Origin of the sequence: Nostoc sp. CHAB 5836 (genome assembly GCF_020829445.1) — a bacterium.
Classification (GTDB): Bacteria; Cyanobacteriota; Cyanobacteriia; order Cyanobacteriales; family Nostocaceae; genus Nostoc.
In genome coordinates this window covers 36535-42580 of record NZ_JAIVFV010000049.1, presented here as the reverse complement: position 1 = coordinate 42580, position 6046 = coordinate 36535, and the positions used below count along the sequence as shown (strand labels likewise).

Here is a 6046-nt window from a genome sequence, read left to right as displayed (position 1 = left end):
CATCATGACAGGGATGGGAATGCCGCGCAGAACATTAGAGCAGAGGGTATCAGAATAATAAAGGCGGAAGGTTCAGCCGTCTCTGCTGTAGGAGGGGAGGTAAGTCCTACTCTTGGACGAAAGTCTATAGTAGTGGCACTCCCCCTTGATTACAGAAGCCCCAACTTCAGCCGTACTCGGCAAGTTGGGGTAGTTCACACGTTTATCTTGGTTAATTCGACTTCCCGTCGCCTGGGTACTTCATGAATCATGAAATCGTAAGCCATATCAGTACGGGGGAAAATAGCACGGGCTTCCTTGAGGAGATCCTTCAACTCCAAGGTATTTCCGGGAGCATAGCGGGGACTAAAATGACTCATAATCAGCCGATGTGCCCCAGCAGCTAAAGCTGTTTGTGCTGCCATTGTAGTTGTTGAATGCAAGCGCTGAAAAGCCATATCTGCATCCTGATGGGCAAAGGTTGCTTCATGAATTAATACATCTGCATCGGTTGCTAATTCAACAGCACCATCACAATAAATTGTGTCTGTACAATAGGCAATCTTTCGACCAATTTCTGTAGGGCCGCATAATTGAGTGCCATCAATCACCCTTCCGTCAGCAAGAGTAACAGTTTCACCGTGCTTGAGTTGACCGTAAATGCGACCAGGAGGAATTTGCAACGCCTTGGCTTTTTCCACATCAAAGCGTCCTGTGCGGTCTTTTTCGGCTACGCGGTAGCCAAAAGCTGTAATGCGGTGATGCAAATTACCGCAGGTAACGCTAAAGTCTTCGTCTTCATAAATTACCCCTGGACGGATGGCATGAACTTTGATCGGGTAAGAAAAGTGTGTGTAAGAGTAACGTGAGGCGGCTTGAATGTAATCATTTAATCCAGGTGGGCCATAGATATCAATTCGTTCCACATTGCCAGCCAAGCCGCAAGTAGCAAGAAGTCCCATTAAGCCAAAGATGTGGTCGCCGTGCATATGGGTGATAAAAATTCGGGAGAGTTGACTGATTTTCAGTTCACTCCGCATAATTTGATGCTGGGTGCCTTCGCCACAGTCAAATAACCACAGTTCTGCCCTTTGGGGTAATCTCAGGGCGACGCTGGAAACGTTGCGCGATCGCGTGGGTACCCCGGAACTCGTCCCTAAGAATGTTATCTGCACAATGTTCTTTAGTCTTCCTATTGCTCAATTTGCAGCTCTATTTTCTATAGTGGCACGGTTATTGAGCAAAATACTTAGGATTTTGGGGATAAGTAGGTCGGTGCAATTAAAGCTAACTGGCTAAGGCTGTCATTTGTCATTGGTCATTTGTCATTGGTCATTAGTAAGGGTTTTAAGCTTATTTACGTTTCATAATCTACTTGTGTATTTTCGCACAGATGTACTTAGTTCACAGGAAAATGTGAATCCTTAATAATCTCAGCGCTGCTGAAGTAAGCTATTACTAGATTTGCTAGGGATCGCCAAGCACTTCTTTTTTTTTATTTAGCCATGTCTTTAACTAAAACTGTCAAAAAAGATAAAATTCTCGTTGTCGATGATGTTTTGGACAATCTACTGGTCTTAGAAGCAGTCCTAGAAGATGAGGACTATCAAATTAGCTTGGTGAAAGATAGCAAAATAGCTCTGGCTATGGTTGAAGAGTCACCGCCAGACTTAATTCTCCTAGATGTGATGATGCCGGAGATCGATGGCTATGAATTTACTCGACGCATCCGACAGAATCAGGTGTTGCCATTTATCCCCATTCTGCTGCTCACGGCTCACTATGAGTCTAGCGTTGTTGAAGGACTCGACGCTGGTGCAGATGACTTTATTCGTAAACCATTCGATCATGATGAACTTCATGCACGAGTGCGATCGCTCCTGCGCCTCAAGCATAGTATCGACGAGCGAGATCAGATGGCTAACCTCCGGGCTGATTTTGTCTCACGTTTTACTCACGATTTACGCATACCACTGGTAGCCTCTAACCGGGTATTAAAATTATTGCTGGAAGGCAGGTTTTGCGAAGTTTCACCAGAATTGGAAGAACTAATTGATACCATGATTGGCAGTAATCAAGACCTGCTGGAAATGGTAAATACCTTACTAGAAGTTTATCGCCATGAAGCCGGCTGTAAAACCTTAAAAATTTCTCCTTGCAATATTCAGGAATTAGTTAGTGAAGTTTCTCAAGAATTAACTCCCTTAGCTGAAGAAAAAGGATTAGCTGTAAACATTGATAGAGGTGAAACTGCAAGCACCATCATGGGCGATCGCTTAGAACTGCGGCGAGTTTTGACAAATATCATCGGCAATGCCATCAAATTTACAGACAAAGGTTCTGTAGATATTCACTCCTATCTGACTCCGGTAGCTGTGAATATTGATATCCAAGATACAGGGCCCGGAATTTCTCAACCAGATCAGGCAATATTATTCGAGCGATTTCGTCAAGGAAAACACCAGCGTTCTGGTAGTGGTTTGGGACTATATCTATCTCGCTGCATTATCGAAGCACATCAAGGCACAATCGATGTAACATCTGAACCAGGGCAGGGTAGTACATTCACTATACGTCTACCAGTCGCTGGTGAAAACTAACTGTTTGTCATTTGTCATTTGTCATTTGTCATTTGTCATTGGTCATTGGTCATTTGTCATTTGTCATTGGTCATTAGTAAGGGTTTTAAACTTATTTACGTTTCGTAACATACTTGGATTTTTTCGCACCAAGGTACTTATTAAGAATATAGACTATGAAGTACTTATTTCTAGTTTGGGTGCTTATACTTTCCTTAGTCGCTCCTAGTGCAGCGATCGCTGACCACAAGCCGCTTTACCTCTATGCTCAAGTAAAACAGCCCTATACTTTAATATCTGGACTTGGGACAATCCACCATCCAGTTTCCACTTCTAATCCCCAAGCCCAAGAGTTTTTCGATCAGGGATTAAATTTGATTTATGCTTTCAATCATGATGAGGCGGTGCGTTCTTTTCAACACGCTGCCAAACTCGATGGGCATTTAGCGATCGCATATTGGGGTATTGCTCTGGCTCTAGGGCCCAATATTAACTTAAATGTAGACCCCAACCGGGAATTAGCTGCTTACCAAGCAGTACAGCACGCTTTGGCACTTTCCACTCAAGCATCTACCCAAGAACGAGACTACATTAACGCCTTAGCAAAACGTTACTCCCAAGATCCGGATGCAGATTTGTATCAGCTAGCAGTAGACTACGCCAAAGCAATGGCAAAGTTAGTCAAGCGCTATCCTGATGATTTAGATGCGGCGACGCTTTATGCAGAAAGCTTGATGGATCTGCATCCTTGGCAACACTGGACTAAAGATGGCAAGCCACAGCCAGATACAGAAGAAATTGTCGCTATTTTAGAATCAGTTCTCCAACGTAACCCAAATCATACAGGAGCTAATCATTACTATATCCATGCAATGGAAGCTTCGCCTTCCCCACAACGGGCCCTTGTCAGTGCTAAACGGCTAGGAACCTTAGCGCCAGCAGCAGGACACTTGGTACATATGCCTTCCCATATTTATTTTCGTGTGGGAGATTATGAAGGGGCAATGCAGGCAAACGTGCAGGCGATCGCTCAAGATGATATTTACATCAACAAATATCAAGTCCAGGGCACTTACCCCATGATGTACTACAACCACAATGTATATTTCCTCATGGTGGCCAGCAGTATGGCAGGAAAATATCAAGCTGCTCTCCAAGCCGCAGAGACTTTAGTCGCCAATGCTACTGCTATTGACCCGTATGCACCAATGCTTGAAGGATTCCTGGGGAGTAAAATGTTAATTCAGACACGCTTTAGTGATTGGGATGCGATCTTAAAAACTCCTGTCCCTAATGTTCATTTGCCCACCACTACAGCACTTTGGCATTTTGCTCGCGGTATGGCAATGGCAGCCACAGGCAAACTTGAAGATGCAGTCACTGAAAGTCGGACATTACTAGCTGCCAAACAGGGAATTTCCACCGAAGCAACTATCGGTTTGAGTCCCGCCAGTCGTATTTTAGACATTGCCTCAAAAGTTCTAGATGCCAAAATTGCTAGAGAAAAGCATGATTATGAATCTGCTATCAAATTATTACAAGAAGCAGTAGCAGTAGAAGATACTCTCGATTACGTGGAACCACCAGATTGGTACTTTCCCACGCGGGAATCTTTGGGTGGTGTGCTTTTGGCTAAGGGTGATTATGCACAAGCTGAGAAAGTTTTTCGTGCTGATCTAAAAAAGTATCCCCATAATGGGCGTTCTCTATTTGGCTTACAGACAAGTTTGCAAGCATTGGGCAAAGACAGGGCTATTTCATTCTAGACATAAACCACCCGGAACTGAAAGTTCCGGGCTCATAGCTAAAGTCCGTTAAAACGGACTATAACCTTTTCTCAGTCGTCTTTAGACGACTTTCACTATTAGACTCAGAATTCATTCTGAGGCGGGCTAGATGAGAATGAAATAGCCCTGGGGCAAAGATGACGCAGTTCAACTTGTCAAAGCTGAATTGGAAACAGCTTGGAAAGGTGATGATCACCAACTTGGGTTGCTCATTAAATCCGAACACCCCCAAAAAGACAAAGGGTAGCCAGTGCGGCAACAGGGGTCTCCCAAAGTAGAGGAGTCAGCCGCTTTTTTGGGTCTCCTGACTTGAGTGGACTGGCGTGTGGGTGCAATACCTGTGGGAATACGCTTGGCTTTGTGGATGATTGTAGGTTGGGTTGAACTTTAGTGAAACCCAACAAATGCCTGAAAATGTTGGGTTTCGTTCCTCAAACGCCACGTGCTACCCTGCGGGAACGCTAAAAGCGAACAAGTCTCTTAACCCGCAAGGGCGCAGTGGCTCCCCAACCTACGCAAATTTATTTTTACGGCTTAACCCAAGCGTATTGATACCTGTGGGAATCATAACTAAATTAATGGATTCAGATTTGTTGCCTGACTTTGCCTTTCATATTAAAATTTTGAAGTAATGCTTCATGGTTAATGCAGTCAAACGTTCAATTCGGATATTAAAGATGCGCCCCTGCATATCTGTTTTTTTTTATCACCCTACAGAATTTATCTTTTTCCGTTTCCAACCCTTTTTTGCGGTGGGCTGTACTTAGGGTAGTGAGGGGCGGGCGATCGCACTTAAGCGATCGCATCACTGGTTAACTATCTGTTAACTATCTACAAATGGATGCACAGAGCTGGCTCCTATGTCATCCTATGATTAGGAGAGTTAATTCAGTGATGTCTTTGGTTTTAGTATTGAAAGGCTTTTTCCTTTTAGTATTTACAGACTTCTCAGAGAAATTAAAATCTCTACACAGTGATGATTTTGGAGAGAATCGATGTCAATTTATGTAGGTAACCTCTCTTATGATGTTACACAAGAAGATTTAAGTGGTATTTTTGCAGAATATGGTACTGTAAAGCGAGTTCAAGTACCTACTGACCGGGAAACAGGTCGTCCGCGAGGCTTTGCTTTTGTGGAAATGGGAACTGAAGCTGAAGAAGCAGCTGCCATTGAAGCCCTCGATGGTGCTGAGTGGATGGGTCGTGACCTGAAAGTGAATAAGGCTAAACCCAAGGAAGACAGAGGTGATCGAGGTTCCTTTGGTGGTAATCGCGGCGGATACGGTGGTGGTGGCGGTGGACGCAACCGCTACTAACCTGGGAAACAAAAAAAATTTACCTAGAGTCTTAAGTCAGACAAGGAGTCTGTCTTTTTTTTGCAATGTTAGTGCCTCTATAGCCATTGATCAAGTCAACTTAGTAGGAGAAATAATGACGCAAGTAATTGTAGGTGACAATGAACACATTGAATCAGCCTTACGACGATTTAAGCGAGAAGTTTCCAAGGCTGGAATTTTTCCAGATATGAGAAAGCATCGTCATTTTGAAACGCCCCTCGAAAAACGCAAGCGCAAAGAAGTTGCCAAGCACAGACAGAGTAAGAGAAGCTTTCGTAATTAAGGGCTGACTAGTACCGCAAGGCGGAAGTTAAAAGTCAAAAACCAAAAGTCACCCATGCTTTGATTTTAGGCTTTCTGGCTA

The 6046-nt window shown here is 43.9% G+C and carries 5 protein-coding genes and 1 pseudogene; 5 read left to right on the top strand and 1 reads right to left on the bottom strand.

Annotated elements, in window-relative coordinates; translation table 11 throughout:
• A pseudogene (locus LC605_RS12450) lies at positions 1 to 193 on the top strand (RNA-guided endonuclease TnpB family protein); the annotation flags it as partial.
• 1 nt (position 194) lies between these two features.
• Here LC605_RS12450 and LC605_RS12445 read toward each other — a convergent pair.
• The gene (locus LC605_RS12445; protein WP_229547846.1) at positions 195 to 1154 is read right to left on the bottom strand and encodes a ribonuclease Z; all 960 of its coding nucleotides are present in this window, start codon (positions 1152 to 1154) and stop codon (positions 195 to 197) included.
• A 330-nt stretch (positions 1155 to 1484) separates the two neighbouring features.
• Here LC605_RS12445 and LC605_RS12440 point away from each other — a divergent pair, with 330 nt between their 5' ends.
• From LC605_RS12440 to rpsU, 4 genes are all read left to right on the top strand, one after another.
• Positions 1485 to 2579 carry a hybrid sensor histidine kinase/response regulator gene (locus LC605_RS12440; RefSeq protein ID WP_229547845.1) on the top strand — a complete coding sequence of 365 codons (1095 nt, stop codon included), beginning with the start codon at positions 1485 to 1487 and terminating at the stop codon, positions 2577 to 2579.
• 155 nt (positions 2580 to 2734) lie between these two features.
• On the top strand, positions 2735 to 4324 hold the full coding sequence (locus LC605_RS12435) for a lipopolysaccharide assembly protein LapB (RefSeq protein ID WP_229547844.1): 1590 nt from the start codon (positions 2735 to 2737) through the stop codon (positions 4322 to 4324).
• Positions 4325 to 5340: 1016 nt separating this feature from the next.
• Positions 5341 to 5661: an RNA-binding protein gene (locus LC605_RS12430; RefSeq protein WP_229547843.1), complete on the top strand. Its 321-nt coding sequence runs from the start codon at positions 5341 to 5343 to the stop codon at positions 5659 to 5661.
• Positions 5662 to 5776: 115 nt separating this feature from the next.
• Positions 5777 to 5965 (top strand): 30S ribosomal protein S21, encoded by a 189-nt coding sequence (gene rpsU, locus LC605_RS12425; RefSeq protein ID WP_012407716.1) that lies wholly within the window; start codon positions 5777 to 5779, stop codon positions 5963 to 5965.
• Positions 5966 to 6046 lie beyond the last annotated feature (81 nt).